The sequence below is a fragment of the Phyllobacterium zundukense genome, from assembly GCF_025452195.1.
Lineage (GTDB): Bacteria > Pseudomonadota > Alphaproteobacteria > Rhizobiales > Rhizobiaceae > Phyllobacterium > Phyllobacterium zundukense_A.
Genome location: NZ_CP104973.1, coordinates 3,414,218 through 3,440,967 on the forward strand (window position 1 = coordinate 3,414,218; position 26,750 = coordinate 3,440,967).

Consider the following 26,750-nt stretch of genomic DNA (forward strand, 5'->3'; position numbering starts at 1 on the left):
AGTCCGAGGCCGCTGTTGCTGTTTACCAGCACCATCTGTATTCTGGGTGCGTTCGCCCTACATTATATCGCGAGCGTTGTCCTTAAAAGGATGAGATCATGACCACGTTTCAAACGCTTTGGCTTCTGGCGATGCCTATCTCGGCTCTGATCTTTGGGCTTGTTGGTCTCTATATAATCGACAGGAACGCTAAGGAAAATCCACGCGACCGCCATTAGCGGCGGGGGCCCTTAACACCCTTGCTCTCACCGCGAAGTTCAAAAGCAAGTCGATCCAGAACAGCATTGACCAGCTTGGGTTCTTCTTCCGAATAAAACGCCTTGGCGATGTCGACATATTCCGAAACGATGACAGCCGTTGGAACATCAGCCTTGTTCTTCAGTTCCCAGATGCCGGCGCGCAAGATCGCGCGCAGCGTCGAATCAAGACGTGACAGCGGCCAGTCTTCGGTCAGAGCCTGACGGATCATCGGATCGAGTGTAGTCTGATCGGCCACAACGCCTGAAACAATGGCGCGAAACCATTGCGGATCGGCATCGAGATATTGCTTGCCATCGACTTCCTTGCCGAGACGGTGTTCCTCGTATTCAGCCACGACCTCAAGTACGCCTGTACCCGCTACATCCATCTGATAGAGGGCTTGAACTGCGGCCAGCCGAGCAACACCACGTTTATTCGCGGTCTTCACGAGGGGGCTTTGCTCGTCTTTTGGAGAAGGCATCAATCAGGCTCCGAGCTTGTCCTTGAGGGCAATCATGGTCAATGCAGCGCGTGCCGCAAAGCCACCCTTGTCCTTGTCTTCACGCCGTGCGCGCACCCATGCCTGCTCTTCATTCTCGACGGTCAGGATGCCATTACCGATGGCGATGCTTTCGTCGACAGCAAGGTCAATCAGCGCGCGGCATGATTCATTGGAGACGATATCGAAATGGTAGGTCTCGCCGCGGATGACCGTGCCAAGCGCTACATAACCATCATACTCTGTCCCGCCATTCTCCGCACCATCAAGCGCAAAGGAAATGACAGCCGGCACCTCGAGTGCGCCCGGAACGGTAACCACATCGTAAGTGGCATTGGCTTCATCGAGAGCCAATTTTGCGCCATTCAGCAAGGCATCCGACAAATCTTCATAGAATCGCGCTTCCACGATCAACAGATGTGGCGCATGCGCCTTTTTTTTCGACATGATAGCTCCAAGGGAAACTGGTTGCGGATGATTTCCGCGTTGGTTCAGGTCCTAGGCTGATTTCGGATATTCTGCAAGCCGTGCAGCGTATCGCGCCATCTGATCTATCTCGATATTGACCCTGTCGCCAACCCTGCGATCACCCCACGTGGTCACGTCCAGCGAATGACGAATGAGGAGAACATCGAAGTCGTTGCCACTGACACCGTTGACCGTGAGCGACGTACCATCAAGAGCGACGGAACCTTTTTGTGCGATGAACCGTGCAAGTTGCCCAGGTACGCGCAGTGTAAAACGAACGGCATCGCCCTCGTCCTCACGCTTGATGATTTCCGCCATCGCGTCGATATGGCCGGAGACAAGATGGCCGCCCATCTCGTCACCGAGTTTCAACGAACGCTCGAGATTGATGCGTGTTCCTGTCTTCCAGCCGGATATGGTGGTAAGCCGCAGCGCTTCTTCCCAGGCCTCGGCCTCGAACCAGCGCGCATTGGAGCCTCTTTCGGGAAGGGTCGTTACGGTGAGGCAAACGCCGGAGCATGAAATCGATGCACCGATTTCGATCGTTTCCGGGTCGTAATTGGTCTCGACACGCAGCAGCACGCCTTCATTGAGCGGCTTAACCTGACCTATCCTGCCAATATCCGTTACAATTCCCGTAAACATCCGCGATTCCCTAGAAAGGTCTGACATATTCGCTGTAGCGATCTTCACCGAAGCGATATTCATGTGACAGGTTGAAACCACGAGCCATATGGGAGCGCAGTTCAGGCACTACAACCCCACCGCCATCGCCAATTGCAGCCGGACCTTCGAACAGGGCCAGGCGATCCACAAGATCTTCCTGCAGGAACGAGCTTGCTACGGCCGCACCACCTTCGACCATCAGCGTTGCGATGCCCTGTGCCGCAAGATCATCCAGCAATTCCGGCAGTGCGGTCGCGCCGCAATCGGTTTCGGTCGCGAGGATGCGGCAGCCAGCAGCTTCCAATGCCTGACGTTTGACCGGATCGGCTTCAGCATTGGCGGCGATCCAAACTGGTACAGCGCCAGCAGTTCTGACCAGAGAGCCATCAAGCGGCAAACGAAGCCGGCTATCGAGCACGACGCGGATAGGTGAGCGCGGCTCCAGGCCCGGCAAACGACATGTCAGCAGCGGGTCATCGGCAAGAACCGTCCCGATACCAACAAGGATCGCATCGGACTCGGCCCGCATGAGGTGAACCTGCGCGCGGGATACCGGACCCGTGATCGCGACCTGCCCATGCCCCTTGTTTCCGATGAAACCGTCGCTCGAAAGCGCAATCTTTAGAGTCACTTCCGGACGTTTCTTGGAAGATCGAATCAGGTAACCGGCGAGATAATCGGCGGCTTCTCCCCGAAGCACGTTTTCCTCGACCTCGATGCCAGCCGCGCGCAGGATGGCATAGCCTTTACCAGCCACGCGTTCGTCAGGATCGCTTGCGGCCGATACTACGCGGGTCACGCCAGCCGTCACCAGCGCATTGGCGCAAGGCGGGGTTCTGCCGTGATGGGCGCAAGGTTCCAATGTCACATAGGCTGTGGCGCCGCGGGCTTTCTCGCCAGCTTCAAGCAGCGCCTGTGTTTCCGCATGCGGGCGTCCACCTAGGGCGGTAACGCCGCGTCCGACGATTACGCCGTCCTTGACGATCAATGTTGCGACGGAGGGATTTGTTCCTGTCAGCCCCTGATGGATGCGTGACAAGCGAAGGGCCGCTGCCATGTAGCGGCGATCAAGCAAGGAAGCTGCCATTGCTCTCGCTCATTCGTCCTTGACAGGCTCGGCTGCTATGTCACCGGCGGTAATCTCATCGATGACATCGTGAAAGTCCTTGGCCTCGCGGAAATTGCGATAAACCGAAGCAAAGCGGATATAGGCAATGTCGTCGATGCCCTTCAGCGCGTCCATTACCAGCCGGCCAATTTCATCGGAGCTGACCTCCGGTTCGCCCGAGCTTTCCAGCTGGCGAACAATACCGGATACGGCGCGTTCCACTCGCTCGGGATCGACCTGCCGCTTACGCAACGCGATTTCGACCGAACGCATCAGCTTGTCACGATCGAAGGCAACCTTGCGGCCGCTTTTCTTGACGACGGAAAGGTCACGCAATTGCACGCGCTCGAAGGTTGTGAAGCGTCCGCCGCAATCCGGACAGACGCGCCGGCGCCTGATTACGGCGCCATCTTCCGCTGGGCGGGAATCTTTCACCTGAGTATCTTCGGACTGGCAATAGGGACAACGCATCGATGAACTCTCTGAACGCGATTCTAAAATCGTTCCAAAGATAGTGTCTTTCGCGGTGAGATTAAAGCGTTCCTGCGATACGAACTGTCAACCAATAGACGTAGTGGACCAATCTCCCCACTATCTGGGGAGATTGTCGCCCGTATTATCCAAGATATGGATAGAGCGGGAAGCGGTCCGTCAGCGTAACGACCTTCTGCTGAACCGCTTTTTCAACAGCCGCGTTCCCCTCATCGGAATTGGCCACCTTCAGGCCGTCCAGAACTTCTGAAATCAGATCGCCGATTTCGGTGAATTCTGCCGCGCCGAAACCACGTGTCGTTCCGGCCGGTGTACCGAGGCGAACGCCGGACGTAACAAAAGGCTTTTCCGGGTCAAAGGGGATGCCATTCTTGTTGCAGGTGATATTGGCCCGTCCGAGGGCGGCCTCGGCACGTTTGCCGGTTGCATTCTTCGGCCGCAAATCGACCAGCATCAAATGATTGTCGGTGCCGCCGGAGACGATATCAAGACCGTTCTTTTTCAACGTCTCGGCCAGCGTCTTCGCATTGGCGGCGACATCTCTCGCATAGGTCTTGAATTCCGGTTTCAACGCTTCGCCGAATGCAACGGCTTTCGCAGCGATGACATGCATGAGCGGGCCACCCTGAAGCCCGGGGAAAACAGCCGAATTCATCTTCTTGGCGATCTCCGGGTCATTGCTGAGAATCATGCCACCGCGCGGACCGCGCAACGATTTGTGTGTCGTCGTCGTGGTTACGTGCGCGTATGGGACAGGCGACGGGTGCACGCCAGCAGCAACGAGACCAGCGATATGCGCCATATCGACCATGAGATAAGCGCCGACGCTATCTGCGATTTCGCGGAAACGCTTCCAATCCCAGATGCGCGAATAGGCGGTGCCGCCGGCGAGGATCAATTTTGGCCTGGTCTCATGCGCTTGCTTCTCGATCGCATCCATGTCGAGCAGGTGATCGTCCTGACGTACGCCATAGGACACGACCTTGAACCATTTGCCGGACATGTTGACGGGCGAGCCGTGGGTAAGGTGACCGCCTGAATTTAGATCAAGACCCATGAACGTATCGCCTGGCTGCAGGAGCGCCAGGAAAACCGCCTGATTCATCTGGCTGCCGGAATTCGGCTGCACATTGGCAAATTCGCAGCCAAACAGCTGCTTGGCTCGCTCTATCGCCAATTCTTCGGCGATATCAACGAACTGGCAGCCGCCATAATAGCGCTTGCCCGGATAGCCCTCGGCATATTTGTTGGTCATGATCGAGCCCTGTGCTTCAAGCACCGCGCGCGAAACGATGTTTTCCGATGCGATCAGCTCGATCTCGTGGCGCTGACGGCCAAGTTCCTTGCGGATGGAGCTGAAAATCTCCGGATCAATCTCTTCGAGCGATGCGTTGAAAAATGTATCTGCATTCGACATGGTGACAGGACCCTCATTTGCCGGTGGGGAATTCATAGGTAATTGCGGCGCATTATCATACTTAAATACCCAAGGCCAATGGCCGGTACGCGAAAAGCAATAGCCCGAAACCGCCCTAACAAAAAGACCGCCCGAAGGCGGTCTTTTTGTTAAACATGTGGCTGCACCGATCAGGTGTTCGTTCCGATCGACAGGGCGGCCTGTCCGTCCATCTCGTAGATGTCATCACGCAGGTGAACGACACCGTCGCCCGTCGACCATGCGCTCACATAAACAAAATGCAGCGGCACCGGATTGGTGACCGCGATCGGCGTATTGACGCCAGTCTTGATCGTCGCTTCCATCGTCTGGCGATCCCAGCCCGGCGTATCGCGGAGCAGCCAGACGTTCAGATCGCGAACATTCTGCACGCGCACGCAGCCCGAGGAGTCAAACCGCATCAGCTTGTTGAAAATGCCCTGCTGCGGCGTGTCATGCATGTAAACCGCATATTGATTCGGGAAGTTGATCTTGGTCGAGGACATCGCGTTGATCTTGCCCGGATCCTGACGGAACATCAGCTTCATCGCGTCGTCAGTGTTCCAATCGATAGTCTCCGGCGCAATTTCCTCGCGTGTCTGTTCGTTGAACAGCCGGATCTTGTTGCGCGTCAGATAGGTCGGATCCTTGCGCATCAGCGGAATGATATCCTTCTGGATAATCGACTTTGGCGCGGTCCAGTAGGGGTTGAGGATGACTTCCTGAATCTTGGAGTCGAGGATTGGCGTCTGGCGATCGATCTTGCCAACGATGGCTGTGTGGCGCTGGGCGACACGGCCAGCCTCCACAGCTTCGATCTGCGCCGCCGGAATGTTGACCATGACATAGCGCGGACCCTGATCCTCGCTGGCGAGCTTGTGCAGGCGCTCAAGATTCGTATGCAGCTGGCCGAGGCGAACATCGGCCGAAACATTCATTGCAGCGATCGAGTATTGCCCCATGACGCCATCGGCAGGAAGACCATGACGTGACTGGAAACGCTTCACTGCGGCGTCAACATAGGTATCGAAAGAATTCGATAAGCCGGCTGTTTCGGCGAGATCGCCGGAAATCATCAGGCGCTTGCGCATGGCAGAAACGGAAGGATCAACAACGCCGAGCTGCAACTTTACCGTCGGCTGCACTGTGGGCCAGCCACCATTAGCGACAATCTGGCTGTAGGTATTGATCGCGCTCTCGGTGAACGAAACCGTCTCCGGGCTTGCGATCGGCTGGAAACCTGCAACTTTTGCGCGGGTCGTCGAGCGGGCGTCGAACTGGTCATCCCAGTTACCGCGACGCGGAGCGGCAAGAATTTCGCCAATATCCGTCTGCTGTGCAAAGGCCGATGTTGTTACCGCGGCAAGACCAGCAGTTGCCACACCAGTCAAAAAGGCGCGACGATCAAGTGCTGATGATCCAAATTTCTTCATATTTTGTCCAACCCAACTGGAAATCTGCCGTCAACCCGCCGCTTGGAAAGAAAAACAGCTTCGGTCGCGAAAATTATCAGGAACACTCTTAACAAACAGCAACATTCACACTGATCGCGCAATTGTGATGGTTCAAATGCCGACCAGCCCTCTCCGGCTGTCTATGGAACTTCACTGAATATGTGACGTGGCATTTCCACGGCAATATGGCGGATTAATGACTGGGTGTCTCCGGCGTCTCTATCTCGGAAAAGTTGGCGGAATACGACCAAAGACGAATTGACGAGGCAAGATTAGATATAGGAATATGATCCTTTATTTGAGGGATTTTATTCATGAGTATTTTTGACACACCGGAATACGCAATCCTTCGTCTGAAAGATCAAATAGCGGGCAACAGGGCTGTCCTTGCAGCATATAGGCTGGGGCCTCCATCGGAGCACGGCCTCCGTGTCTATCGCCATGTGGAGATGGAACAAGCGCAACTGGAAGAAGAGCTTCGCTTGTTGGAACTGGGCACACTCGACAACAAGTATGACCCCAACCAGCCCCGCGTACCCGCTGGAAATTCCGATGGGGGTCAGTGGACGGATGCTGGCGGGTCGGGAGGGGGTATCGATCCGATAACAACTGGAGCAACTGCGACTACTACTAGTCAAGGAACGGGATCCTGGGTCCGCGAGGCCAAGCCTCAGGCTAGACAGATTATTCGAACTAACCCGGCCATGCGATCAGCCGCAGCGCTGTATGAGTCCCTCAAGAGTCCCCCGATCGAATATCCTCTCGATCAAGCTGTCGAACACTATAACGCCGTTGCCGCGACGGACGACCCTTATACGATTCCGATTATATCAGCACGCGCGCGAGCCTTTGCCAACGGTGGTGCCGACGCAAAGACTTGGGCGAGCGTGCGCGAGGCTGATATAGACGAAGTCAGCAAAATGTGCCCGCATTACTTCACAGTTCAGACGCAGACTGACATGGCTGCATTCGCGGCGGATGCGGTCTCTGACTATAAAAATCCTGGCGCCCACGGCACGGGCGTTCACAAGATACTGGAACATCAAATCAACCCTGCATTCAATCCCGAACTTGTGGCAGAATTCTCGCTGCTAAAGCCAATGGAGGAGGCGCCAAACGGGGTCTACAGCACAGTTCCACGTCGCGGAGCCGAAGATACGGTAAGGCTCGACATCTATGAACGTGTTAGTGATGAAGTTGTCTGCATCTACGATATAAAAGCCGGCAAAAAAGGACTTGAGCCTGGACGAATGTCTGAACTGGCAGAGTCGGTCAGAAGAAAGTACCCCGAAATCAAATGGTTCTTTGTTATCCAGATTAGACCAAGTCCGGGCGTCATTGGCAGGGGGCGAAAATGACGACTGTCGCACAAGTCCGGCGAGCAGTGCGCCCGCTTATTCAACAGCATAGTGATCTTGCAAACATTGGCCGGTTCGTAATGATCAAACCTGTCCACCATATCTGGCGTGCAGTCTTCATCGAATCCACGATTGATCCCTACGCATTTGCGCCATGTAGCTCAGTTGACATTCTAGTGCCTGCGGAGACCAGACGGTCAAGAGGGTTCGGACAACGAATTTTCAGAAATATCTACGGTCCTCGCGATATCAGATCTTCGGATTGGGACATCAGACAACCGGAAACGGTCAAACAAATGCTGGACATGATTGAAAACGAGGCCTTACCGAAACTATACACTATTAATACGTTCGAAGATTATTTTGCATTCATTTCCAGTTTCGGCCGGGAGTATACCGGGCACATCCAATATCTTGAGGTATTCATTCCAGCGGCCAATGGCGACCTCGAGCTTTCACGGAAAAATCTCGAACGACGTGCCCCGATACTTGCCGATATCAAAAAGTTCTACCCAAGGTTCTATCGCGCGCTCGTCGATGATGATCGCTCAGAAATTGCCCGTATCCTGCATGAATGGGAGGCGGACACAGTCAGCACCTACAAACTAGAGAAGATTTGGGAAAAAACGCCATTCCCGCTTGAGCTCTAAACAAACAAAGCCCGCCTTCGTTTCGCACGAAGCCGGGCTTTTGCTGTGAATTGCATGGTCTTACATGCGGTAGGCGATAGAGTCGTTCCAGAAGCGGTCGAGGCGCTGCAGTGCCTTGTTCATCGACTGGAATTCTTCTGCCTTGATGCCACCGACATGTTCGATCGACGCGACATGACGTTCGTAGAGACCCGCGACCAGTTCTGCGACCTCGGTTCCCTTTTCGGTCAGGCTGACCCGGACCGAACGGCGGTCGGTGCGCGAACGTTCATGGGAGATGAAGCCGAGTTCGACGAGTTTCTTCAGATTGTAGGAAACATTCGAGCCCAGATAATAACCGCGGCTGCGCAGTTCGCCGGCGGTCAGTTCCGCATTGCCGATGTTGAAGAGCAGCAATGCCTGGATGGCATTGATGTCGCTGCGGCCATTGCGGTCGAATTCGTCCTTCACCACATCAAGCAGACGGCGATGTAACCGTTCGACCAACTGAAGTGCTTCAAGATATAGTGTACGCAATGCTGTATCACTTGGTGTTGAACGCTGGCTTTCACCAGACTTTCTCTGTGTGTTGTTCATAGTACCTGCCTCACTGTTGTTTCGGTGTATTTTTCTCACCGTTGAGGAGACACTATCGAATACGCATAAAATTCGACTTAAAACACAGACTTAACAGTGCGTTACCACGAATGAATCAATTTCAATCTTAATGAAGACTTACCTGATGGGCTTTGCGTGCTGGCGCTTCTGCACGAAAAGCACAATGCGGAAGAGAATATAAAGCAGCGCCACACAGCCATGGACGATGGCGATCTGCGGCCTGTAGAAAAAGTAATTCGAGAAAACCGTAAACATGAGCGTTTCGCCCAGTGCGGCGACAAACCATATGACAGGGCCCCAGGATACCATCATCCACAGGCCGGTCGACGCCACTGGATAGAGCATGGCAAGCGAGACGGTCGCGACCTTCCATTGCCAGGGCATCAGATCGAAGCGCCAGAGCATGCCTTCATAGTACCCGCTAAGCTGTGCCCAATAGCCGACGCCTGCGACGAGGCAATAGATGGAGACAAGCCGCAGGAACCACACGAAGCCGAGTTGAGCCATTGTCGCATCGAATGGCAGATGGGTCGGCCTATCGCTCATGTATGTCTATTCATGTCAGTTGCAGTTCCCGCTCGCCCAGCGATGCAAAATAGGCATCGACCATGTCGGGCGTTATATCGTCAATTTTGGCGGGCTGCCACACGGGCATATTGTCCTTGTCCACAAGAAGCGCACGCACGCCTTCGTAAAAATCGTGGTTCTCCAGCATGCGGCATAAAATGCGGTATTCCATCTGCATGCATTGATCCATGTCGAGATCGCGGCCGTCCTCGATCTGCCGGAACGTCACATGCAGGCTCGTCGGCGAACGGGTCTTGATGAGATCGAGGAGTTTTTGCGCTTCCTCGCTGCCATTAACGCCGGCCGCAGCCAGGCGGATCACACAACCGCCCAGTGTCTTCAGAATCGAACAGCACGCCGATCATATCGCGGGTTTTTTCGGGCGTTTCATAGTCCGGGTTGATGGTCTTGCCGCGCAGTGCCGTTTCGGGATTGCCGGTTCTGATCAGGCTACGCCGCAGCTTCTCCTTGTTTTCCGCCTTGATGGCGTGGGTGGCAATACCAGTTTGAAGGCAATCACCCTGGCGGATGCGGTTGCCCGTCAGCGCAAGATAGGTGCCGAAATGTTCCGGAAGATGTGGAAGAAAGGCACTTCCCCCAACGTCGGGAAAAAAGCCGATGCCGACCTCCGGCATTGCGAACACGATATTTTCTGTGACAACCCGATACGAACCATGGACGGAAATTCCAACACCGCCGCCCATGCAGATGCCATCAATCAGCGAGACATAGGGCTTGGGAAAGTGCCTGATATAGGCGTTGAGGCGGTATTCTTCGGCAAAGAATTCATAGAATGGCCGACCGGACCGGCCGGCATGGTAGACGGCAAGAATATCGCCGCCAGCGCAAAAGGCCCGCCCCTCGCCCTCGACAAGGACACAATGGACATCGGAATCGGACGACCACGCGACGAGTGCACGATGTATCGCGCCGACCATGTTGCGCGTGAGCGCGTTCAAGGCCTTCGGCCGCGTCAGGCGAATGAGACCCGCCTTGCCGCGGCGCTCGAATACGACCTCCCCCTCGCCGCCGAAATCGATCTCCATGCACCCCTCCGAACTTTCGTGTCAGAGGTTAGGAAACTCTGGCACACCGCGTCAATGGATCACATCCAAGGCCGGGCATCTTGGTCAACAGGTCGTTCCCTGTTAAAACAGTTCCAATCAACGAGGAAATGCCAACGTTCGGCTGAGCAATCATGAACAAACATCCAACGTTTCAAACACGTGCGGCAAGAACAGTCGATGAAATCACGCAAGGCCGCCGCTTGCGCCGCATGCGCAAGGCCGATTGGTCGCGACGCCTGGTTCAGGAGAGCCACCTGACAGTCGATGATCTGATCTGGCCGATTTTCCTGTGCGAGGGCACGAACCGGCGCGAGGACATCAACGCCATGCCGGGTGTCCAGCGGTTTTCCGTCGATATGGCGGTGCGTGAGGCGGAGCGCGCAGCCAAGCTCGGGATCCCCGCTATCGCCACGTTTGCCAATATCGACGCGGACCTGCGCGATGATGCGGGTTCCGGCATTCTCGATCCCGATAACCTCATCAACCGCGCAACACGGGCGATCAAGAGCGCTGTGCCGGAAATCGGCATGATCACCGATGTCGCGCTCGATCCTTTCACCAGCCACGGCCATGACGGCATCCTGCGCGATGGCATCATCGTCAATGACGAGACTGTCGAGCAGATCACCCGAGGCGCTGTGCTGCAAGCAGCAGCGGGTGCGGATATCATCGCGCCGTCGGACATGATGGACGGGCGTATTGGCGCTATTCGCGATGCGCTGGACCAGAACGGCTTTCAGGACGTGGCGATCATGGCCTATGCCACGAAATTCGCCTCGGCCTTCTATGGCCCTTACCGCGAGGCGATCGGAACGTCGGGACGTTTGAAGGGCGACAAGAAGACCTATTATATCGACCCGGCAAACAGCGATGAGGCGGTACGCGAAGCCGAACAGGATCTCGCGGAGGGCGCGGATTCGCTCATGGTCAAGCCTGGCCTGCCCTATCTCGATATCATCCGCCGGCTAAAGGACACCTTCGCCGTGCCGACCTTCGCCTATCAGGTGTCAGGCGAATATACGATGATCAAGGCCGCCGGCGCCAACGGCTGGATTGATGAGGAGCGGGTCATGATGGAAACGCTCCTGGCCTTCAAGCGGGCCGGCTGCGATGGCATCCTGACCTATTTTGCGCCGCTCGTAGCCGAACGTTTGAAAGCCGGTTATTGAAATCTTCTTGATATTTTGTTCTCGAATTCCCAATTTCAACGCAAACGGCGATGTGTCCGTCTTGTGAAACAGGAAATGAAATGAACACGAAGACCCTTGATGGCGAAATTGTCACCAACCGCCTCGATGATTGGCGGCTGTATCAGGGCGTGCGCACGAGCCGCATCTTCGCGTTCCTGATCGACTATGTGATTGTTTTCTTCCTGTGCATTCCCGTTGCCATCCTGATTGCCATCATTGGTGTGGCGACGCTTGGTCTCGGCTGGATCTTGTATGGCATCATGTTTCCTGTCGTTGCCCTTGCCTACGTCGCAACGACACTTGGCGGACCACGCCAGGCGACAAAAGGCATGCAAATGATGGGCCTGAAACTGGAACGGCTGGACGGGCAGAAGGTCGATGGCCTGCTTGCGATCGTTCATACAGTGCTGTTCTGGGGCCTGAACGTCGTGCTGACACCGCTTATCCTGCTGGCAACGCTGTTTCTCGACCGCAAACGCACTGTCCACGATCTTTTGCTCGGCACCGTGGTCGTTCGCGCCTACAACTAACTCCTCAGGGCTCCTGATCTGGGGTCCTTCCTTATTCGGTTTAAAATGATGATGCGACACTCCTTGACGTTCGCTTTTGCGGCGCTTGTACTCTATGGCCTTGGCACCACGACCAGCATGGCGGCGTCTCCGTCAGGGCGGTTTTGCGGCGAAATGATTTCGAGCGGAGACTACCGCGATGTGGAGACCATCCTGAACGTTGCCAGGGATGGCCATCTCTCCGGCACCTATGTATTTGATGAGCCGGATGGCCGCGTTGAAGGCAACTTGATAGAGAAGGACCTTGGAAGCGGCACCTCGCGCACCCTTGTCTGGACCGACAAATATGGGACCGGCCTTCTTTCCCTCGATTTCTCGAGCAATTTTGACGGCTTCAACGGCAGTTGGGGCGGTTCGCTCAATGGCAAGTTCGATGCGACCAGCCATCCATGGAACGGCGCGCGCTGCGGCGGTTCGGTCAGCTAACAGGTCCTGACTCTAACTCACCCAAGACATACACATCTGAATACAATATAATTGAATTGACGTTTCAGGCGGTCATAGGATTCTATAGGTGTTACGACCGTCTCAGGACCTTGGATGACCCATCAACCGCAGCAATCACCGCAGTTCTTCCTGACAGCGCCTTCGCCCTGTCCTTACCTGGAGGGTCAGCTTGAGCGCAAGGTCTTCACGCATCTGGTGGGCGGGCGCGCCGCAGAACTAAATGAGCTGCTGACACAGGGCGGCTTTCGCCGCTCGCAGAACATCGCCTATCGCCCGGCCTGCGAAAACTGCAGGGCCTGCGTGTCGGTACGCATCCTTGCGGGCGAGTTCAAGCAGGACAAGTCCATGCGCCGGGTCTGGAACCGAAACCGCGATTTGATCGGGAATATCCACCACGCCGAGCCGTCTACCGAACAATATTCGCTATTTCGGCATTATCTCGACGCGCGCCACAACAAGGGCGGCATGTCGGAAATGACGGTGCTCGACTATGCGATGATGGTCGAGGATACGCACGTGCCGACGCAAATCATCGAGTACCGGCGGCGCGGACCGGATTCCTTCATTACCAAGAAAGGCGAAGGCGAACTCATCGCTGTCGCCCTGACAGACGTGATGGGGGATGGGCTGTCGATGGTCTACTCCTTCTTCAACCCGGAGCATGCAAGCCGCTCGCTCGGCACCTTCATGATCCTCGATCATATACAGCGTGCCGCGGCTGCCGGTTTGCCACATGTCTATCTCGGCTACTGGGTCGAGGGCTCGCGCAAGATGCAATATAAAATCCGCTACAAGCCGCAGGAACATCTCGGCACAAAAGGCTGGGAGCGTCAGGACTAGATGCTTCAATGAGCTTTGTACCAGCCAATTTCACGCCGCCTGTCGGCCTTGACGGGCAAGGCTTCCGGCTTGAGCCCCTAGGGCCGCAGCACAATCTGTCGGATCACCAGGCGTGGTCCTCGAGCATCCCCCATATCCTCGCAACGCCCGGTTTCAGCGACTGGCCGCCACTGCAAGGCATGAGCCTCGAAGCCAATCTCGCCGATCTCGAAGAGCACGCGCGCGATTTTGCTGACCGCACCGGCTTTACCTATACAGTGCTCGAAGGTTCGCAGGTGATCGGCTGCGTCTATATCTATCCCTCAAAGCAAGACCCGGCGATAACCGTTGTGAGGTCCTGGGTTACCGCCGACCGAGCGCATCTCGACATGCCGCTGTACGAGGCGGTTTCCAGCTGGCTCAAGACATCTTGGCCGTTTGAACACGTCCTGTATCGCTGAACTTCGTTTTCCGTTCTGGCACCCTCTGGACGTAGATTGCCCTTCCGGCTAGACCACGCGGCATAACAAGAATACGGGAAACGCCGCCGCATGTCTCAACTTCATCTCGATCACCGCAAGGGCCTGCTTATCACTGGCCTCGGCGGATTAATCCTGTCCGCTGATATTCCCCTGCTCCGGCTCGGCGAAGGCGAGACGTGGTCGACGCTTCTTTTGCGCAGCGGCACGACATTCATCAGCGCGTTTGTCATCTGGGCGGTATGGAGTCTTGCGACAGGCCGGGCGCGTACGATCGTGCCGGGTCGCGTCGGGTTTTTGGTCGCTGGCCTCTACGGCCTCGCCTCGATCTGCTTCATGATCGCTGTCTACAATACCAAGACGGCTAACCTTGTCTTCATCCTGGCGTTCAACACCGTGTTTTCGGCATTGTTGTCTTGGGTATTCCTGAAAGAACGGCCGAAGACCGTCACGTTCATCGCCATGTTTTTCATGCTGATCGGCGTCGGTATAATTGTTCGAGAGGGGCTATCCTCCGGCCATGTGTTCGGCGATCTGGTGGCGCTGCTGTCCACCTTCATTCTTTCCACAGCGATCACGGTCAGCCGCTCTTCCGGCAAGGATATGGGCTTTGCTGCGATCATCGGCACCATATTGCCGATGGCCGTCGCTGCCTTCATGGTTTCGCAGAATGGTTACACCGTTGCAGTACCCGGCTGGATCATTTTCAACGGCGCGGTCGTGACAACCCTCGCCTTTCTTTGCCTCGCCGCTGGCCCACGCTTCCTTTCGGGACCTGAAGTTGCCATGTTCTATTTGCTGGAAACCGTGTTGACGCCGATCTGGGTCTGGCTGGTCTTTGCTGAAAAGCCCAGCGATCCGACGCTTGTGGGTGGAATCATCATCATCGCGTCACTGGTAGGTCATTCGCTTTGGCAGATGTATCACGTGCGCAAAAGGTCACGGATGGCAGGTCTGGTCCGCCATCCGATCTGATCGTACCTACTCTGCTGCCTCGATAGCCGGCTTCGAAGGCAGCAGTGGAACGGTGTGTATGCCGGGTCTGACGACAATACCCGGCTCATCCGGCTTGTTCGGACGGAACGACCAATGGAATACACGCGCTGTCCAGCGGCTGACATCGTCCATGATCGTATAGAAAGATGGCACGAACACCAGTGACAGGACGGTCGAGATCAACAGGCCGCCAATCACCGCAATCGCCATCGGCGCGCGGAATTCACCGCCATCGCCGAAAGCCATGGCTGCGGGCAGCATGCCGGCCGACATGGCAATCGTGGTCATGACAATCGGGCGGATACGCTTGCGGCCTGCGTCGATGATCGCTTCATCGCGCGGTATGCCATGTTTCACTTCTTCGATGGCGAAATCGACGAGCATGATAGCGTTTTTGGTGACGATACCCATCAGCATCAAAATACCGATGACGACCGCCATGGAGACCGAATTGTTGGTCAATAGCAGCGCGACGGCGACACCGGCGATCGACAGCGGTAATGACATCAAAATGGTGAAGGCGTGGAAAATACTGCCGAACAGCAGGATAAGCACGACGAACACCAGCATCAGGCCCATGATCATGGCATCGCGGAACCCGGCAAAGACCTCGCCCATGACTTCGGCGTCGCCAGTTTCCTGAATGCGCACGCCTTCCGGCATGGATTTCGCCTCAGGCAGGTTCTTGACGATGGAGAGCCCCTCGCCGATCTCCTTTCCGCCCGCCATATTGGCGCCGACAACGATGCGCCGTTCGCGATTAAAACGCTCGATCGAGGATGGGCCCTGTCCGAAACTGATCTGGGCAATGGATTCCAGCGGCACCACGACTCCCGATGGTGTGGTTACGGTCAGCGTACTGAGAATCGACAGATCACGGCGGGATTCTTCGGTCAGCTGAACGCGGATCGGTATCTGGCGATCGCCGACGGTGTATTTGGCCAGATTGGGATCGAGATCGCCTTGCGTTGCAACACGCAACGCGTCCGACAGCGCTGTCGTGGAAATGCCCAACTCCGCCAGCTTGTCCATGCGCGGCGTCACGATGATTTCGGGCCGATCAAGCGCCGCCGTCGAGGAGACCGCCTGAAAGTTGCCAGTCGCAGTCATGGCGCTCTGTAGCGAGCGAGCCTGTTCGTTGACCTTGTCGCCATTGCTGCCGATGACGCCGACAGCGAATTCCCGCTCACCGCGATCATTGACGAAATTTGCCCGCAAATCAGGTACTTGCGACAATTTGTTGAAAATATCGACCTCGACCTGCTTTTGCGTGCGTTCACGCTCGCTCTTATGGCTGAGCTTGACGATCATCGTCGCGCGCCGGGTGTCGAGAGAGCCGGTTGGCGAGGCGCCGCCGGTTACATAGGTCTGCTGGACTTCGGGAATTTCCCGCACCAACGATGCCGCTTCGTCGGTTACCCGGCGTGTCTCATCGATGGGTGCTCCTGGCGGCAGCTCGAGACTGACGGCGACGCGCGCTTCATCCTGCGGCGGCACGAAACCAGCCGGCAGAAAGCCCATGGCCCAGATGGAGACGGCAAATATGGCCACCCCACTGAGCAGCGTCAGCCATCGATAGCGCAGCGTGACGGTGAGGAAACGGGTATAGGCCTTGATCCAGCCGGTCTCCTGCTCACCGTGGTGCAGGCTCTTGCCATCGCGCAGAAGGTAGGCTGTCATCATCGGCGTTATCAGACGGGCGACGAGCAGCGAAAAGAACACTGCGACGGCTACCGTCAGGCCGAATTGCTTGAAGTATTGCCCGGCGATGCCGCTCATGAAGCTGACCGGCGCGAAGACTGCGATAATCGTCACCGAAATAGCGATAACGGCGAGGCCAATTTCGTCGGCGGCTTCAAGCGACGCGCGGTATGGCGATTTGCCGGATCGCATGTGCCGGACGATGTTTTCGATCTCGACGATGGCATCATCGACAAGGATACCCGTCACCAGCGTGATACCAAGCAGGCTGATCAGATTGAGCGAAAATCCGAGCATGTCGATGGCCCAGAAGGTCGGGATTGCCGACAGTGGCAAGGCAACGGCTGCAATCAGGGTAGCGCGGATATTGCGGAGGAACAGGAAGACCACGACGATCGAGAGCAATGCGCCTTCAACCAACGAACTCATGGCGGATTCATAATTGCCATAGGTGTAGTTCACCGAATTGTCGATGATGCTGAAACGTGCGTCGGGAAATTTCTGCTGCAACTGGTCCATTCGGGCCTGCACGAGCGCATAGACATCGGCATCGCTCGCGCCCTTGGCGCGGAATACGCCGAGCGATACCACCGTCTGATTGTTCACACGCGCAAAGGACTTTGGCTCTTCATAGGCGTCGGTGATCGTTCCGAGCTGATCGAGCCGGACGGAACGCCCGCCGGCGATCGGGATCTCCACCGCCCGTAAATCATCAAGCGTGCGCGATGCGCCAAGCGTGCGGATCGTCTGCTGGGTGGTACCGAGATCGCCGCGTCCGCCGGTCAGATCGGCATTCATGGACTTCAGCGCACGATTGACATCGGCGGCCGTCACACCAAGTGCAGTCAATCGATCGGGATCCAGCGCCACACGGATTTCACGCGTGACGCCGCCATAGCGCTCGACACGGCCAACGCCTTTCAGGCCCTGAATATCGCGGAGGATCTTGTCATCGACGAACCAGGAAAGTTCTTCCGAGGTCATGGTCGGCGCCGAGACGCCGTAAGTCAGGATCGCAGAACCCTCCACGTCGACGGAATTGATTATCGGTTCCTTGATCGTTGCGGGAAGGTCATCGCGGATACGCGAAACTGCGTCCTTGACGTCGTTCAATGCCTTTTGTGTATCGACCTCGAGCCGAAATTCGACGAGCGTCGTGGAATTGCCTTCTGTCAAATTGGTTGTGACATTCTTGACGCCGGTAATATTCGCCACCGAATCCTCGACCCGCTTGGCGATCTGCGTTTCAAGTTCTGTCGGCGCCACGCCCGGATCGGTAACGGAGACCGAGATCAAAGGCACATCGATATTGGGAAAACGCGTGATGGGTAGCTTGGCAAAGGCCATCAGGCCAAGAACCACCAGCACGACGAACAGCAGAATCGACGGGACGGGGTTGCGGATCGACCACGCGGAAATGTTCCAGTTCATTTGATCGCCCCTGTCGCCTCATCGGCTACCCGGACAGGCGTGACGCGGTCACCATTGGCAACGAACGTACCGGCACGCGCCACGACATCTTCGCCCTCGCCAAGGCCCTGCAGCACCTCGACAGCGCGATCACTGCGAATGCCAAGGTCAACCTTGCGGCTTTCGATGACACCATCCTTGACCACCTGCACGAGCGCTGAAGTGCCATGGTAGACCACGGCGGAAAGCGGAACGTTGACGCCTTCGCGGCGGGTCAGCTCAATTACCGCGCGGGCAAAGTTGCCGGGCCGGATCGATGCATTCCTGTCGAGCGCGATCTTGACCGAACCAAGGCGCGAGCTTGCGGTGATCTCCGGCGATATGAGGCGGACACGGCCGGCAACCGGTTCGTCCAAGCCGGACACCCTGACCGAAACCGGCATGTTTTCTTTCAGGCGCGGCAGATCGACCTCAGGAATATTGGCCGCCAACTCGAAATCACGATCACGGGCGATACGGAACAAAGGGCCGGCATTGAAAGAGACAATTCCACCAAGAAGTGCGTTGCGGCTCAAAACCACACCGCTTGCGGGCGCCCTCACATCGGCCTTCTCCAGCCGCAGCAGGACATCGCGCTTTTGCGCTGCAACGAGCTGCAATTGCGACTTGGTGGCTGACAAGGCCTGCCGGGCCGTATTGAGACGCGCATTGGCGCTGTCGTGCGCGTTGGTGGCGTTGTCCAGTTCCATTTTGGAGTTGATGCCCTTCATCGACAGGGCACGCGCCCGCTCCAGAGCTTCCTGCGCCTGGCGGACGGCAATCTCCGCGTCAACGATTTGCGCCTCCGACTGGGCAATGGATGCATCGGCTTGGGCGCGCTGCGCTTCGATCTGGGCCAGCTGGATTTCGAGCGAGGATTTATCGAGGCGCGCGAGGATATCGCCCTCTTTCACAATGTCGCCCTGATCGGCATTGAGCTCCAGGACAAGCAAACCAGCGACATCGGTGCCGACCGCCACTTCCTGACGAGGCACAATCGTACCGGTAGCGGTGAGCGTGGCGACCATTTCATTGATGCCGGCAGGGATGACATTGATGACCGGCGGCTTGGCTTCATGGACGGCTGCTACCGTTTTCTCTTCGGCAAATCCACTGGTGGCCGTGGATGAGGAGAGGCCCAAGGCAAGAGCCAGGGAAATCAGGACTTTTTTTCTGTTATGGCTCATTGGACGACCCTGGGTGAGAGCAATATTCATTTGTTTGCCAAAGACTTTGTCGGTCGCAGCACGGCGACGGCGAGCGCGCGGAACACCGGCTCCAGCGCCTCGAGCGGCACACCTTGCGCGGGGAAATTACGCATTATTATCCCCTCGCCCATGGCAGCCAGTGAAGCCACCGCGAGATCCAGATCGGTGACAGGATCGATCTCGCCGCGTTCCTTCGCTGCCGAAAATGCTGCGAGAAGCTCTTCGCGCATCAGGCCTTCGTGAAGTTCACAGATGGCAGCAACGCTTTCGTTGCGCATGGATTCGGCGCGCACCTCGACGAAAAGACGGGCGCTGGAATCGCGAGGGCCCGGCCCCTCATCATTCATCGACATCTTGCGCACGTGGTCGAGTCCAACCTTCGTGATGGCATCAACGATATTATTCGACTGCGACATTCGTGCGAGAATTTCCGCACTTTGCTGGCGGTGAGTCGCGGAAATTTTCTCGATGATCGCTTCCTTCGAAGGGAAATAACGATAGAGCGCTCCGGGACTCATGCCAGCTTCCGAGCAAATCTCGTTCATGGACGCGCCACGAAAACCGGAACGTATGAAACAATTCATCGCGGCGGTGAGGATACGTTCTTCCTGCGCCTCACGATTACGCGCGCGCTTGCCGAAGAGCTTGGCGACGAAACAAAAGGATTCGTCGTCCGCGGCATCTTCGGAAACGCTTGCAGCCTGCTTTGGCAGGGCCTGATCAACCATGGAACACCAAAAAAAGAGAGAACGTTCTCTCTCATTTATACGGATACCAAAGGAAGATCAATACGAGAATGATCATTCTCGTTCTTTGGCGAGATTTTCAGGCAGAAGATGCCAGCCGGTGAAGGCCTCGAGTGATTTCATTGGCCTTCTTGCGCACCCGCGCGACATCGTGGGCAGATTGCATGCTCAGCCAGTGATCCGCCGTGCCGCCTATGACATATTCCAGTCGCAACGCCATTTCTGCCGATATCGCACTCTGTCCAGATAGGACGCGGTAAAGCTGTGATCTGGTAATACCCAAAGCCTGCGCAACAGCACTGACGGGAAGTTTCAAGGCGTCAATATCGTCTTTAAGGAGAGCACCGGGATGAGGCGGGTTTTTCATAGCCATTGTTCATGACCTCCTAATGATAGTCTTCAAAGTCGACGTCGAAGGCATTTCCGTCGGACATCGAGAAGGTAATGCGCCAGTTTGCTCTCACAATCACCGCCCACCGACCTTGGCGATTGCCCTTCAACGGATGCAGTTTCAGCGATGGCCTATCCATGTCTTGTGTTGTGCCTGCCGAATCGAGTGCCGCCAGAATGGACGCAATCCGCGGCACCATATCCTGCGGTAGACGGCTGGCATCGTCCTGCTCATACAGCCGTTTCAGTGCACGACTACGGAACGATTTTATCATAGGATTGTCTCATGTCGCGCGACAATAGACAACCCGGATCAGTCACGATAGAGAACTTAAGTAGCAGACCAAACCTTCAGGAAAACTTGCTGGAGCGCGGGAAACCTTTTGGCACCATGCGCCCGGCTGTCGCGCGCGGGCCGGCCCATTCCAGCAACTCCAATTTGCCGCGAGTGAAGCTGCGACCGGACGCGTCCTGCCATGTAAGGCCCTGCTCCATCGTGAAAACGCGGATATCCGAGACGCCGCCATCTTTATAGCGTTGCAGGCGGACACCCTTGCCGCGGGCAAGTTCTGGAATTTCGGTGAGGGGGAACACCAGCATCTTGCGGTTTTCGCCGACGATCGCAACGCTGTCGCCGCTGATCGGGATGCAATGACGCGCTTCATCGGGCGCCTTGACGTTCATCACCTGCTTGCCCTTGCGCGTATTGGCGATTACCTCGGCCTCGGGCACAAGGAAGCCATTGCCCACATGTGACGACAGGAGCAGCTTTCGCTCCGGATTGTGCACGAAGGCCGTAACGATATCCTGGTCGTTTTCCATATCGACCATGATCCGGATCGGCTCACCGTGACCCCGCCCGCCTGGCAGACTGTTCGCGCCGATCGTATAGAACTTGCCGCCGGTCGTCAGGACGAGGATACGGTCTGTGGTCTCGGCGTGGAAGGCAAGCTTGAGCTTGTCGCCCTCCTTGAATGTCAGCGTCGAGAAGTCCGCCAAGTGGCCCTTCATGGCGCGCAACCAGCCTTTTTCGGAAACGACGACCGTTACGGGTTCCTTCTCGATCATGGCGTGGTGCATGTCGGTCAGATCATGCTGGGGTGCATCGGCGAAAGTGGTGCGGCGTTTGCCGAGCGGCGTATCCGCGCCGTACTTTTTCTGCATCTCGGCGATCTGCCACGAAATTGTCTGCCATTGCTTGGCGTCAGATCCCAGCAGTTCCTCGATCTGCTTCTTCTCGCCTGTCAGGCCGTCGAATTCCTTGCGGATCTCGAATTCCTCAAGCTTGCGCAACGAACGCAAACGCATGTTGAGAATGGCTTCAGCTTGATTGTCTGTGAGTTCGAAACGGCGGATCATTTCCTGCTTCGGCTCGTCTTCCTCGCGGATTATGCGAATGACCTCATCGATATTGAGGTAGGCGATCAGCATGCCGCCAAGGATTTCCAGCCGGCGCTCGATCTCGCCAAGGCGATGACGGGAACGCCTTATGAGAACGTCCTTCCGGTGTTCCAGCCATTGCTTCAGCACATCGCGCAATGAGAGGACGTTCGGTACCTTGCCGTTGGAAAGCACGTTCATGTTCAATGGAAAGCGCGTTTCAAGCTCGGTGAGCTTGAACAGGGATTCCATGAGGATTTCAGGATTGACGCTGCGGCTCTTGGGCTCCAGCACGAGGCGCACGTCTTCCGTGGACTCATCGCGTACGTCGTCCAGCAGCGGCAGCTTCTTGGCGATCAGCAGTTCGGCTATCTTCTCGATCAACCGAGATTTCTGCACCTGATACGGAATTTCGGTGACGACGATATTCCAGGTGCCGCGCCCCTGATCCTCGACCTGCCAGCGTGCGCGCAGGCGAAAGCCGCCGCGGCCGGTTTTGTAAGCGTCGAGAATGGCCTCCGGCGTCTCGACCATAATGCCGCCGGTCGGGAAATCCGGACCGCGAACTTTGGTCTTTAGCGGGTCCTCATCCTCGGTCTGCGACATCAGTTCTTCGACCGTTGCATCCGGATGTTTGATCAGATGCAGCGCAGCGGCACAAAGCTCCGACACATTGTGCGGCGGGATCGAGGTTGCCATACCGACGGCGATGCCTGAGGAGCCATTGGCCAGCAGATTGGGAAATGCGCCGGGAAGGACGATCGGTTCTTCGTCCTCTTCATTATAAGTCGGGCGGAAATCAACGGCGTCCTCGGTGATGCCTTCGAGCAGCAGCATGGCGACATCGGTCATCCGCGCTTCGGTGTAACGCATCGCCGCGGGATTATCGCCGTCGATGTTGCCGAAATTGCCCTGCCCGTCGACGACGGGATAACGCACGGCAAAATCCTGCGACAGCCGTACCAGCGCGTCATAGATCGACTGGTCGCCATGCGGGTGGAATTTACCCATGACCTCGCCGACAATACGCGCGCATTTCGCATAGGACTGATCGGGTGAGAGACGCAACAGGCGCATGGCATGCATGATGCGGCGATGGACCGGCTTCAATCCGTCGCGCACATCCGGCAGGGCGCGGTGCATGATCGTCGATAGTGCATAGGCAAGATAGCGCTCTTCCAGCGCCGCCTTCAGATCGACCGGTTCTACATTGTCATCGCCATTGTCTGGCGGAATCAGGCTTTTTCCCATGTCAATGGACTATCAACTCGCGGAATCGCGGGCAAGCAATGATTCGCCAAGATCACAGGGTGGTGGCGATCATTACGCGTTCAATTGCAGAGAGCTTGCGTCCACACCTCAAATCTGACTTTGTAGCGCCCAAATTGCATCACAGTCTTACTGCTCCTGATGCGTTATGGTTGAAAACAACAGGGATCAAAACATGCCTCCAATCCATCCTGTGAAGTCGGATCTGCGCGTTCTTGCAGCAGCCTCCGCTCTCTCCGTTTTATTTGCGGGTTCGGCCTATGCGGTCGACGGTGATGCGGTAGCCGCCCGCTTAAAGGCTCTTTATGGCGAACAGGGCGGTACGATGGAGTACAGCCATGTGGAAACGCATGACTCCACCGTCATTCTTCAGGACACGAAACTGTCCACCGCAGGTATGAAGGAGACCTTCAACGTCGGCGATATTACGCTCAGCGATGTTACGGACGTATCGGGAGGCGGTTTCAAGATCGGTACGCTTGCCATGCCGGACATCAATTATACTCCGGTAGCCGAGCCGGAGAGCAAAATAAGCGTTCAGGGAATCAGCCTGCAGGGCATCACACTTCCACCTGAGGGCGCGACCGAGCCATTGGCCAAGGTTTTCCAATACGAAAAAGCCGAGGTAAAGCACATTGCCGTCAACGCCAAGGGCAAGGATGTTTTCGTTGCCGACGGTTTGACCTCAACGATCTCTCCGATTACCGAGACGTCGCCGGTTACGTTCACGAGCAACGTCGCAAGCTTCAAGGCGGATCTCTCTGATGTCCAGGACCCAAAGGCCAAAGACGCGCTAAAAGCGCTTGGATACGAGACCATTTCTGGAAAGGTCGACGCCGCCGGGACGTGGAATATGCCCGATGGACGTCTGAATATGGAAAAGATGGACTTTGTCGCGGACAATGCTGGAACGCTCGGCATCAAGCTCGACCTCTCGGGCTACACGCTCGATTTCATCAAGGGAATGCAGGAAGCTACCAAGAACATGGAGGGCAAGGATGACAACGCCAAAAGCATGGCCATGCTCGGGCTGATGCAACAGCTGAGCTTTACCGGTGCGTCCATCCGTTTCGATGATGCTTCTCTCACCAATAAGGCGCTGGATTACGTCGCCAAACAGCAAGGCGGGAAGCGCAGCGATCTCATCGGCCAGGCCAAGATGATCCTGCCCATGGCGGCGGCACAACTCGGCAATGCAGAATTTTCGCAAGCACTTGCGACTGCTGTCAATGCCTATCTCGATGATCCGAAAAACATCGAGGTCAAGGCCGCTCCGGCAAAACCGGTACCCTTTGCGATTATCGCCGCCGGCGGGATGGCCGATCCGAAATCTCTGATCAAGACGCTTGGCGTCACGGTCAATGCCAATCAGTGATAGAAGCTGATCCAATGAAAAAAGCCCGGCAACGATGCCGGGCTTTTTGTTTGACTGTGGTCCGTTAGGAAAGGGTTTTAAAGCTCTTTCTTCACCGGATTGAGCCGAATGTTCAGATCGCGCAGCTGGGCTTGCGATACGTCCGACGGGGCGTTCATCAGCAGATCATGGGCCTGCTGGTTCATCGGGAACATGGTGATCTCACGCAGGTTCTTTGCGCCGACGAGCAGCATAACGATACGATCGATGCCAGCAGCCATGCCGCCGTGCGGAGGCGCGCCATACTGGAAAGCACGGTAGAGGGCGCCAAAACGTTCCTCGACCGCCTCGCGCGAATGGCCGACGGCCTCGAAGGCCTTGACCATGGTTTCCGGCAGATGGTTGCGGATACCGCCCGAGGCGATCTCGAAACCGTTGCAAACCATATCGTACTGGAAAGCCTTGATCGTCAGCGGGTCCTGGTTTTCCAGCGCTTCCATTCCACCCTGCGGCATGGAGAATGGATTGTGGGCAAAGTCGATCTTCTTCTCGTCTTCCAGCCACTCGAAGAACGGGAAATCAATAATCCAGCACAGCTTGAACTGATCGCGGTCGACGAGGTTCAGTTCTTCGCCGGCGCGGGTACGGGCTGCGCCTGCAAACGAAACGAACTTTTTCGGATCGCCAGCAACGAAGAAGGCTGCGTCTCCAGAACTCAAACCAAGTTTCTGTCTTATTGCCTCAGTGCGCTCCGGCCCGATGTTTTTTGCAATGGGCCCTGCTCCTTCAAAGTCTGGGCCGACTGCTACAACTTTATCCGAATATAGGCCCTGCTTTTTCGCATCCATATCGATTTCAGATTGTGAAGGGAACTTTCCTTCTGGTGCTTGCCCAATAACTACAGCACCGGGCAAAATCCCCTCCTCACGCCAGAAGATATAGCCGAGGCCTGGCTGGCCTTCGCTCTGCGCCCAGGAATTCATGCGGTCGCAGAAGGCGCGCGAACCACCGGTCTTGGCCGGAATGGCCCAAACCTCGACCTTCGGATCGTTGGCGATCATGTTGGCGAAAACCTTGAAGCCTGAACCGGCGAAATGCTCGGTCACCGCCTGCATTTCGATCGGGTTGCGTAAGTCAGGCTTGTCCGAACCATACTTACGCATGGCGTCGTCATAGGTGATCCGCGGGAATTCTTGCGTAACAGGTTTGCCGTCGGCAAATTCTTCGAAAACGCCGCGCAATACGGGCTCCATGGTCGAAAGCACGTCATTCTGCTCGACGAAGCTCATCTCGATATCGAGCTGGTAGAACTCGCCGGGAAGACGATCGGCGCGCGGATCTTCATCGCGGAAACACGGCGCAATCTGGAAGTAGCGGTCGAAACCGGACATCATGATCAGCTGCTTGTACTGCTGCGGTGCCTGCGGAAGTGCGTAGAACTTGCCGGGATGGATTCGGCTCGGCACGAGGAAATCGCGCGCGCCTTCCGGGGACGACGCAGTGAGGATCGGTGTCGAAAACTCGGTGAAACCGACGTCTGTCATACGGCGACGCATCGCGGCGATGATCTTGGTGCGCGACATGATATTCTTGTGCAAGCTATCACGACGCAGGTCGAGGAAGCGATATTTCAGGCGAATGTCTTCCGGATAATCGAGCTCGCCGAAGACCGGCAAAGGCAGTTCCTTTGCGGCAGACAGCACCTCGATCTCGCGGGCAAAAACCTCGATCTCGCCAGTCGGCATATTGGGGTTGATCGTGTCGTCCGTACGGGCCTTGACCTCGCCGTCAACACGGATAACCCATTCACCACGCATGGTTTCTGCCAGTTTGAAGGCCGGCGAGATCCGGGTTGGCGACGATCTGCGTCAAGCCATAATGATCGCGGATATCGATAAAGAGAATGCCGCCATGGTCGCGGACGCGATGAACCCAGCCGGAAAGACGAACAGTTGAACCAACGTCCGATTTACGCAAGGCGGCGCAGGTATGGCTGCGGTAACGGTGCATGATAAGTGCCTCTGATAGTGGGATGGACATGCGTGGAAAGCCCCGCAAGCGGTCCAGGAATTTGCGCGGACAAGCGCATTTTGAGGGTGATTTGTCAAGATCAGGATTGGGACGGAGACAAACGCATATCCATTCGCTATAG

The 26,750-nt window shown here is 56.4% G+C and carries 26 protein-coding genes and 1 pseudogene; 9 read left to right on the forward strand and 18 right to left on the reverse strand.

The features are described from left to right. Positions 1–214 precede the first annotated feature (214 nt). The 7 genes from nusB to N8E88_RS29135 form a co-directional block, all read right to left on the reverse strand. A complete protein-coding gene (gene nusB, locus N8E88_RS29105) occupies positions 215–721 on the reverse strand; it encodes a transcription antitermination factor NusB (protein WP_112530836.1) in 507 nt (168 codons plus the stop codon). A 3-nt stretch (positions 722–724) separates the two neighbouring features. Beyond that, entirely contained in the window at positions 725–1,186 is a 462-nt protein-coding gene (locus N8E88_RS29110; RefSeq protein ID WP_262293565.1) for a 6,7-dimethyl-8-ribityllumazine synthase, read from the reverse strand. Between the two features lie 51 nt (positions 1,187–1,237). Then, positions 1,238–1,852 (reverse strand): riboflavin synthase, encoded by a 615-nt coding sequence (locus N8E88_RS29115; RefSeq protein ID WP_262293566.1) that lies wholly within the window; start codon positions 1,850–1,852, stop codon positions 1,238–1,240. A gap of 10 nt (positions 1,853–1,862) precedes the next feature. Beyond that, on the reverse strand, positions 1,863–2,960 hold the full coding sequence (ribD, locus tag N8E88_RS29120; RefSeq protein ID WP_262293567.1) for a bifunctional diaminohydroxyphosphoribosylaminopyrimidine deaminase/5-amino-6-(5-phosphoribosylamino)uracil reductase RibD: 1,098 nt from the start codon (positions 2,958–2,960) through the stop codon (positions 1,863–1,865). A 9-nt stretch (positions 2,961–2,969) separates the two neighbouring features. Next, positions 2,970–3,452, reverse strand: a complete 483-nt coding sequence (nrdR, locus tag N8E88_RS29125) for a transcriptional regulator NrdR (RefSeq protein WP_112551308.1) — start codon at positions 3,450–3,452, stop codon at positions 2,970–2,972. A 145-nt stretch (positions 3,453–3,597) separates the two neighbouring features. Beyond that, on the reverse strand, positions 3,598–4,890 hold the full coding sequence (gene glyA / locus N8E88_RS29130; RefSeq protein WP_262293568.1) for a serine hydroxymethyltransferase: 1,293 nt from the start codon (positions 4,888–4,890) through the stop codon (positions 3,598–3,600). 170 nt (positions 4,891–5,060) lie between these two features. Further along, positions 5,061–6,341 (reverse strand): L,D-transpeptidase family protein, encoded by a 1,281-nt coding sequence (locus N8E88_RS29135; protein ID WP_262293569.1) that lies wholly within the window; start codon positions 6,339–6,341, stop codon positions 5,061–5,063. A 335-nt stretch (positions 6,342–6,676) separates the two neighbouring features. On the opposite strand from N8E88_RS29135, the gene N8E88_RS29140 reads away from it, so the two are divergent. Both N8E88_RS29140 and N8E88_RS29145 read left to right on the forward strand, forming a co-directional pair. Next, a complete protein-coding gene (locus N8E88_RS29140) occupies positions 6,677–7,720 on the forward strand; it encodes a hypothetical protein (RefSeq protein ID WP_262293570.1) in 1,044 nt (347 codons plus the stop codon). Further along, positions 7,717–8,370: a hypothetical protein gene (locus N8E88_RS29145; RefSeq protein WP_262293571.1), complete on the forward strand. Its 654-nt coding sequence runs from the start codon at positions 7,717–7,719 to the stop codon at positions 8,368–8,370. The genes N8E88_RS29140 and N8E88_RS29145 overlap by 4 nt, the downstream gene beginning before the upstream one ends. Before the next feature lie 60 nt (positions 8,371–8,430). On the opposite strand, the gene ldtR is transcribed toward N8E88_RS29145, so the two are convergent. The 3 genes and pseudogenes from ldtR to N8E88_RS29160 all read right to left on the reverse strand — a co-directional run bounded on the left by ldtR (position 8,431) and on the right by N8E88_RS29160 (position 10,580). Next, entirely contained in the window at positions 8,431–8,946 is a 516-nt protein-coding gene (gene ldtR / locus N8E88_RS29150) for a transcriptional regulator LdtR (RefSeq protein WP_112530830.1), read from the reverse strand. A 138-nt stretch (positions 8,947–9,084) separates the two neighbouring features. Beyond that, complete coding sequence (locus N8E88_RS29155) at positions 9,085–9,513, reverse strand: DUF6163 family protein (protein WP_112530829.1); 429 nt, start codon at positions 9,511–9,513, stop codon at positions 9,085–9,087. 10 nt (positions 9,514–9,523) lie between these two features. Continuing rightward, positions 9,524–10,580, reverse strand: a pseudogene (locus N8E88_RS29160) (enoyl-CoA hydratase/isomerase family protein). A gap of 152 nt (positions 10,581–10,732) precedes the next feature. Between N8E88_RS29160 and hemB the strand changes: the two are divergent. The 6 genes from hemB to N8E88_RS29190 all read left to right on the forward strand — a co-directional run bounded on the left by hemB (position 10,733) and on the right by N8E88_RS29190 (position 15,080). Further along, positions 10,733–11,770 (forward strand): porphobilinogen synthase, encoded by a 1,038-nt coding sequence (gene hemB / locus N8E88_RS29165; RefSeq protein ID WP_262293572.1) that lies wholly within the window; start codon positions 10,733–10,735, stop codon positions 11,768–11,770. An 80-nt stretch (positions 11,771–11,850) separates the two neighbouring features. After that, on the forward strand, positions 11,851–12,321 hold the full coding sequence (locus N8E88_RS29170) for an RDD family protein (RefSeq protein ID WP_112551305.1): 471 nt from the start codon (positions 11,851–11,853) through the stop codon (positions 12,319–12,321). Positions 12,322–12,384: 63 nt separating this feature from the next. Further along, a complete protein-coding gene (locus tag N8E88_RS29175) occupies positions 12,385–12,786 on the forward strand; it encodes a hypothetical protein (protein WP_262293573.1) in 402 nt (133 codons plus the stop codon). Between the two features lie 114 nt (positions 12,787–12,900). Continuing rightward, positions 12,901–13,647, forward strand: a complete 747-nt coding sequence (locus tag N8E88_RS29180; protein ID WP_112551303.1) for an arginyltransferase — start codon at positions 12,901–12,903, stop codon at positions 13,645–13,647. An 8-nt stretch (positions 13,648–13,655) separates the two neighbouring features. After that, entirely contained in the window at positions 13,656–14,087 is a 432-nt protein-coding gene (locus N8E88_RS29185; protein ID WP_262293574.1) for a hypothetical protein, read from the forward strand. Positions 14,088–14,177: 90 nt separating this feature from the next. Continuing rightward, complete coding sequence (locus N8E88_RS29190; RefSeq protein WP_262293575.1) at positions 14,178–15,080, forward strand: DMT family transporter; 903 nt, start codon at positions 14,178–14,180, stop codon at positions 15,078–15,080. A 6-nt stretch (positions 15,081–15,086) separates the two neighbouring features. Here N8E88_RS29190 and N8E88_RS29195 read toward each other — a convergent pair whose 3' ends face one another. The 6 genes from N8E88_RS29195 to parC all read right to left on the reverse strand — a co-directional run bounded on the left by N8E88_RS29195 (position 15,087) and on the right by parC (position 23,226). Continuing rightward, positions 15,087–18,233 (reverse strand): efflux RND transporter permease subunit, encoded by a 3,147-nt coding sequence (locus N8E88_RS29195; protein ID WP_262293576.1) that lies wholly within the window; start codon positions 18,231–18,233, stop codon positions 15,087–15,089. Continuing rightward, entirely contained in the window at positions 18,230–19,438 is a 1,209-nt protein-coding gene (locus N8E88_RS29200) for an efflux RND transporter periplasmic adaptor subunit (protein WP_262293577.1), read from the reverse strand. Before N8E88_RS29200 ends, N8E88_RS29195 begins: the two co-directional genes overlap by 4 nt. Positions 19,439–19,464: 26 nt before the next feature. Continuing rightward, complete coding sequence (locus tag N8E88_RS29205) at positions 19,465–20,187, reverse strand: TetR/AcrR family transcriptional regulator (protein WP_262293578.1); 723 nt, start codon at positions 20,185–20,187, stop codon at positions 19,465–19,467. A gap of 97 nt (positions 20,188–20,284) precedes the next feature. Continuing rightward, the gene (locus N8E88_RS29210; protein WP_262293579.1) at positions 20,285–20,578 is read right to left on the reverse strand and encodes a HigA family addiction module antitoxin; all 294 of its coding nucleotides are present in this window, start codon (positions 20,576–20,578) and stop codon (positions 20,285–20,287) included. A 13-nt stretch (positions 20,579–20,591) separates the two neighbouring features. Continuing rightward, on the reverse strand, positions 20,592–20,870 hold the full coding sequence (locus N8E88_RS29215; protein WP_262293580.1) for a type II toxin-antitoxin system RelE/ParE family toxin: 279 nt from the start codon (positions 20,868–20,870) through the stop codon (positions 20,592–20,594). Positions 20,871–20,946: 76 nt separating this feature from the next. After that, positions 20,947–23,226 (reverse strand): DNA topoisomerase IV subunit A, encoded by a 2,280-nt coding sequence (gene parC / locus N8E88_RS29220; protein WP_262293581.1) that lies wholly within the window; start codon positions 23,224–23,226, stop codon positions 20,947–20,949. Positions 23,227–23,419: 193 nt separating this feature from the next. Here parC and N8E88_RS29225 point away from each other — a divergent pair, with 193 nt between their 5' ends. Further along, positions 23,420–24,619 carry an aq_1923 C-terminal domain gene (locus N8E88_RS29225; RefSeq protein ID WP_262293582.1) on the forward strand — a complete coding sequence of 400 codons (1,200 nt, stop codon included), beginning with the start codon at positions 23,420–23,422 and terminating at the stop codon, positions 24,617–24,619. 77 nt (positions 24,620–24,696) lie between these two features. On the opposite strand, the gene aspS is transcribed toward N8E88_RS29225, so the two are convergent. Next, positions 24,697–26,415 (reverse strand): aspartate--tRNA ligase, encoded by a 1,719-nt coding sequence (gene aspS / locus N8E88_RS29230; RefSeq protein ID WP_262293583.1) that lies wholly within the window; start codon positions 26,413–26,415, stop codon positions 24,697–24,699. Beyond that, complete coding sequence (locus tag N8E88_RS29235) at positions 26,405–26,638, reverse strand: OB-fold nucleic acid binding domain-containing protein (protein WP_262293584.1); 234 nt, start codon at positions 26,636–26,638, stop codon at positions 26,405–26,407. The genes aspS and N8E88_RS29235 overlap by 11 nt, the downstream gene beginning before the upstream one ends. Between the last annotated feature and the right edge of the window lie 112 nt (positions 26,639–26,750).

Bases quoted from the DNA above. Each gene is read 5' to 3' on its own strand.
- N8E88_RS29135 (WP_262293569.1), bottom strand. From the start codon at position 6,341: ATGAAGAAATTTGGATCATCAGCACTTGATCGTCGCGCCTTTTTGACT.
- N8E88_RS29145 (WP_262293571.1), top strand. From the start codon at position 7,717: ATGACGACTGTCGCACAAGTCCGGCGAGCAGTGCGCCCGCTTATTCAA.
- nrdR (WP_112551308.1), bottom strand. From the start codon at position 3,452: ATGCGTTGTCCCTATTGCCAGTCCGAAGATACTCAGGTGAAAGATTCC.
- parC (WP_262293581.1), bottom strand. From the start codon at position 23,226: ATGGGAAAAAGCCTGATTCCGCCAGACAATGGCGATGACAATGTAGAA.
- N8E88_RS29115 (WP_262293566.1), bottom strand. From the start codon at position 1,852: ATGTTTACGGGAATTGTAACGGATATTGGCAGGATAGGTCAGGTTAAG.
- N8E88_RS29170 (WP_112551305.1), top strand. From the start codon at position 11,851: ATGAACACGAAGACCCTTGATGGCGAAATTGTCACCAACCGCCTCGAT.
- N8E88_RS29140 (WP_262293570.1), top strand. From the start codon at position 6,677: ATGAGTATTTTTGACACACCGGAATACGCAATCCTTCGTCTGAAAGAT.
- glyA (WP_262293568.1), bottom strand. From the start codon at position 4,890: ATGTCGAATGCAGATACATTTTTCAACGCATCGCTCGAAGAGATTGAT.
- ribD (WP_262293567.1), bottom strand. From the start codon at position 2,960: ATGGCAGCTTCCTTGCTTGATCGCCGCTACATGGCAGCGGCCCTTCGC.
- aspS (WP_262293583.1), bottom strand. From the start codon at position 26,415: ATGCGTGGTGAATGGGTTATCCGTGTTGACGGCGAGGTCAAGGCCCGT.
- N8E88_RS29190 (WP_262293575.1), top strand. From the start codon at position 14,178: ATGTCTCAACTTCATCTCGATCACCGCAAGGGCCTGCTTATCACTGGC.
- N8E88_RS29205 (WP_262293578.1), bottom strand. From the start codon at position 20,187: ATGGTTGATCAGGCCCTGCCAAAGCAGGCTGCAAGCGTTTCCGAAGAT.
- nusB (WP_112530836.1), bottom strand. From the start codon at position 721: ATGCCTTCTCCAAAAGACGAGCAAAGCCCCCTCGTGAAGACCGCGAAT.
- N8E88_RS29215 (WP_262293580.1), bottom strand. From the start codon at position 20,870: ATGATAAAATCGTTCCGTAGTCGTGCACTGAAACGGCTGTATGAGCAG.
- hemB (WP_262293572.1), top strand. From the start codon at position 10,733: ATGAACAAACATCCAACGTTTCAAACACGTGCGGCAAGAACAGTCGAT.
- N8E88_RS29210 (WP_262293579.1), bottom strand. From the start codon at position 20,578: ATGGCTATGAAAAACCCGCCTCATCCCGGTGCTCTCCTTAAAGACGAT.
- N8E88_RS29110 (WP_262293565.1), bottom strand. From the start codon at position 1,186: ATGTCGAAAAAAAAGGCGCATGCGCCACATCTGTTGATCGTGGAAGCG.
- N8E88_RS29155 (WP_112530829.1), bottom strand. From the start codon at position 9,513: ATGAGCGATAGGCCGACCCATCTGCCATTCGATGCGACAATGGCTCAA.
- N8E88_RS29235 (WP_262293584.1), bottom strand. From the start codon at position 26,638: ATGTCCATCCCACTATCAGAGGCACTTATCATGCACCGTTACCGCAGC.
- N8E88_RS29195 (WP_262293576.1), bottom strand. From the start codon at position 18,233: ATGAACTGGAACATTTCCGCGTGGTCGATCCGCAACCCCGTCCCGTCG.
- N8E88_RS29225 (WP_262293582.1), top strand. From the start codon at position 23,420: ATGCCTCCAATCCATCCTGTGAAGTCGGATCTGCGCGTTCTTGCAGCA.
- N8E88_RS29180 (WP_112551303.1), top strand. From the start codon at position 12,901: ATGACCCATCAACCGCAGCAATCACCGCAGTTCTTCCTGACAGCGCCT.
- N8E88_RS29185 (WP_262293574.1), top strand. From the start codon at position 13,656: ATGAGCTTTGTACCAGCCAATTTCACGCCGCCTGTCGGCCTTGACGGG.
- ldtR (WP_112530830.1), bottom strand. From the start codon at position 8,946: ATGAACAACACACAGAGAAAGTCTGGTGAAAGCCAGCGTTCAACACCA.
- N8E88_RS29200 (WP_262293577.1), bottom strand. From the start codon at position 19,438: ATGAGCCATAACAGAAAAAAAGTCCTGATTTCCCTGGCTCTTGCCTTG.